Source organism: Rickettsia sp. TH2014, assembly GCF_019249195.1.
Taxonomy (GTDB): Bacteria; Pseudomonadota; Alphaproteobacteria; order Rickettsiales; family Rickettsiaceae; genus Rickettsia; species Rickettsia felis.
The window spans coordinates 1-2,842 of record NZ_MXAX01000277.1 but is presented as its reverse complement, the minus strand read 5'-3'; the positions used below and the strand labels follow the sequence as shown (position 1 = coordinate 2,842).

The window sequence follows — 2,842 nt, the reverse complement described above, 5'->3', positions numbered from 1 at the left end:
TTAATTTTACTAAATGTAAGATTAAATCTCAACTATTACAAATTATAATTAGTAGCATTTAAAAATTTCTCTAAGCTTTTTGCACTTGATTCTTGTAATTTCATTTTTCGAGTAGTTTGCTCTACTCGTGAGTCTAAGACAGGACATAATTTATGCCACTGATTCGGCAGTGAGCATTCTCTTGCTATGGCTGACTCTGTCAGAAATAAACTTATAATTATAATCAAAAAACGCATAAATTCAGTCTATATTATTTGGTATAATAACTATTGCATCGGATACGGGACGCACAGTATGTTCGCCTAAAGCTCCATCTTCATCGCCTGTAACATTATTTATAATTTTTCTGTCCATAAATAATGTGGAAGAACCACCACTATCTAGATTAATTGCCGATTCACATCCAAGGTTTAACATATAATCTGCAAGTTCTGTTTTAGTTAGCCCTATCACAGTATCATTTACAAGATGCTTTTCTAGAATCTTTAAAGCTTCGGGGAGCGTTAATTTCTCAAAAGTTACTCCTTTTTCTTTCCGCAATATTAATCTAGCTTGTACAAGTTTAAGGTCTTTTACGTGTTGCTTATAAATATGCTCGGCTACAACTATAACTATAGTGCTGTCATTACGCACTCCCAAAGCAGTACGCGCATGAGCCGAATCATTTTGCTTTAGATTATCTACAATATTTTTACCGTTTTGAACTAATACAGGGATGCCGATTACTACTGAAGCAGTTTTGCTTAAATTTATAGGCTTGCCGTCTTTATCGATAAATTCTAAATTTAGCTTTACGGAATCATTTATATTTACTATCGGCAAGCTTACTTCTTTTGGGAAAGATAATACAAAACCTTTTTGTGGAATTTGATTATCACCATGATTGCTTATGTCCATAATAATCAAATTCTGGTCAATCAAGATTTCCTTATTAGTATATGGCGTTAATGTAGTAGATGCCCATACATCATTATAGAAAGTAATATCTTTTAGATTTGAAAAATAATTAACTTGATTTGGAATAACAGATTTATCGCCTATATCTACAGAAATTTTTGCACTAGCCTTGGTAATTTGAATATTATTTTGATCTATGATTAACAAACTTTGTAGTTGTTTTCTAAGACTGAATAGCTTGCCGTCAACCATTAAGGTAAGGCTAGGTCTACCGTCATCGCTACCTGCAATCTCAAAGGATCCTGCATTAATAGCAGCAACTGCATTAGTGCGGCATGCTATAGCGTCTACTGTTTCTCTGTCTATAACCTGATTGTGAGCTTTAGCTAATTTTAACCTAAAATTCTTAGGATCAATAGTTAACACATGAATAACATGCTTATCTTTTTCATAACGATTATAGGTTAAGCCTTTATGTTCCTTTGCGTATATTTTAAAACTGATTATTAAAGCGAGCAATAAATAAACTAATCTAATCATATTGCTTTACTTTTTTTTTACAATAAAATTTAGCCATAACCCATCTTTACTTGGGGCTACTTTACTTCTACTATCTTCTTCTGTCCATATTTTTATTATATCAAATAACCCGTCAAAATAAGGCATTATTGTATCTTCATTCATATTGTAAAAATCCCGATCATTAACTTGCATTATATCTGACCCATACTTATAAGAAGTATAAAAAAGCCCTTCCGTCTTTAATGCAGCATGAATTTTTTTATAAACATTGATTGTTTCATTATAAGGCACATGCAAAAGAGTTGCTTGGGCCCAAACACCGTCAAATAACTCCTTAAAATTGATATCTTGAAAAGTTGAGTGTAGTACGTTTATTCCGGTTTCTTTTGCGGCTAATTTCCCATTTCGCTTGAACCGTCAAAAGCGGTAACTTGATATCCTAGACCTAAAAAATATTTTGTATCACGCCCGACTCCGCAACCGGCATCTAAAATATGAGCTTTTTAGGTAAATAACTTGTAAATGCCTTATAGTTATCGGATAAATCGGCGTTAATTGTTCTATCGTAAAACTCTTGAGAATTATTATTATAATATTGTATATTTTTCATAATTTTATACTTATTTCCAACTGTTAGTATAAAGTTATACGTGCCTAATAATAAAATACAAGTAGAAAAGATAGATATTTTACATTGACTATTAGACTTAAAAATGGTCTACTTATTAAGAAGTTTTTGCGTAGATACCGTAGTCGTCATTGCGAGGAGCGAAGCGACGTGACAATCCAGAAAAATAATTAAAAAGATTCTGTAAATCGGATTTTTTTCTTCCTTGCTTCGTCGAATTACTGCGTAATTCTTCTTAGCTCAGACGGAAAACCGATCCATGCAACAACGCCACTTATTAAGAATAAGACTTAAGGTTTATATGATAAAAAAAATAATATTTGGAATAGCTATTTTACTGAGTCTAAGCTGCTTTGCCAGTAGCACAACTTCTGACGGCTCAAAAAAAGATGCAGCAAAAACCAACGACGCTACAACACAAAAAATTATAGATGATTTTTCTACTTACGCCGGTACTATAAAACCGGAAGTGCGGGAGGAAATACAAAAATATAGAGTGGCAATAGTCGATATTAATAAGAAGAAACGCGAATTATATAATAGCCTTTCCAAAGAGGCTCAAAATTTTTTAGCAGAGCAGCAAAAATATAAACAAAAACTATCCATCTCTAAACTACCTACAGAAGACGACTCTCCAAATAATACTGCTAATTCTAAAGATAATAAGGGTACAGATACAAAATAAATTATTTTTCTCATAGTCATACCGTGGCTTGTCCACGGTATCCAAGAGAATAATAAAAATACTAATATTATTAGTATTTTAACTGTAGAAGTCAAGATTTAATCTTACAG

The 2,842-nt window shown here is 32.2% G+C and carries 6 protein-coding genes; 1 reads left to right on the top strand and 5 read right to left on the bottom strand.

Annotation, left to right across the window (positions count from 1 at the left end; all coding sequences use genetic code 11):
- Positions 1 to 35 precede the first annotated feature (35 nt).
- Genes KYQ89_RS05765 through KYQ89_RS07940 form a run of 5 tightly spaced genes read right to left on the bottom strand, consistent with a single transcriptional unit; the run spans position 36 to position 2,029 of the window.
- Positions 36 to 227, bottom strand: coding sequence for a hypothetical protein (locus KYQ89_RS05765; protein WP_218460791.1), 192 nt, complete (start codon positions 225 to 227; stop codon positions 36 to 38).
- Between the two features lie 13 nt (positions 228 to 240).
- Complete coding sequence (locus KYQ89_RS05760) at positions 241 to 1,437, bottom strand: phosphodiester glycosidase family protein (RefSeq protein WP_218460790.1); 1,197 nt, start codon at positions 1,435 to 1,437, stop codon at positions 241 to 243.
- A 6-nt stretch (positions 1,438 to 1,443) separates the two neighbouring features.
- Complete coding sequence (locus KYQ89_RS07950) at positions 1,444 to 1,764, bottom strand: tellurite resistance-like protein (RefSeq protein WP_371920417.1); 321 nt, start codon at positions 1,762 to 1,764, stop codon at positions 1,444 to 1,446.
- A 47-nt stretch (positions 1,765 to 1,811) separates the two neighbouring features.
- Complete coding sequence (locus KYQ89_RS08405; RefSeq protein ID WP_371920416.1) at positions 1,812 to 1,913, bottom strand: methyltransferase domain-containing protein; 102 nt, start codon at positions 1,911 to 1,913, stop codon at positions 1,812 to 1,814.
- Positions 1,907 to 2,029: a hypothetical protein gene (locus tag KYQ89_RS07940; RefSeq protein WP_256621455.1), complete on the bottom strand. Its 123-nt coding sequence runs from the start codon at positions 2,027 to 2,029 to the stop codon at positions 1,907 to 1,909. The genes KYQ89_RS08405 and KYQ89_RS07940 overlap by 7 nt, the downstream gene beginning before the upstream one ends.
- Positions 2,030 to 2,348: 319 nt before the next feature.
- Here KYQ89_RS07940 and KYQ89_RS05745 point away from each other — a divergent pair, with 319 nt between their 5' ends.
- A complete protein-coding gene (locus tag KYQ89_RS05745; RefSeq protein WP_218460789.1) occupies positions 2,349 to 2,732 on the top strand; it encodes a hypothetical protein in 384 nt (127 codons plus the stop codon).
- Positions 2,733 to 2,842: the final 110 nt, after the last annotated feature.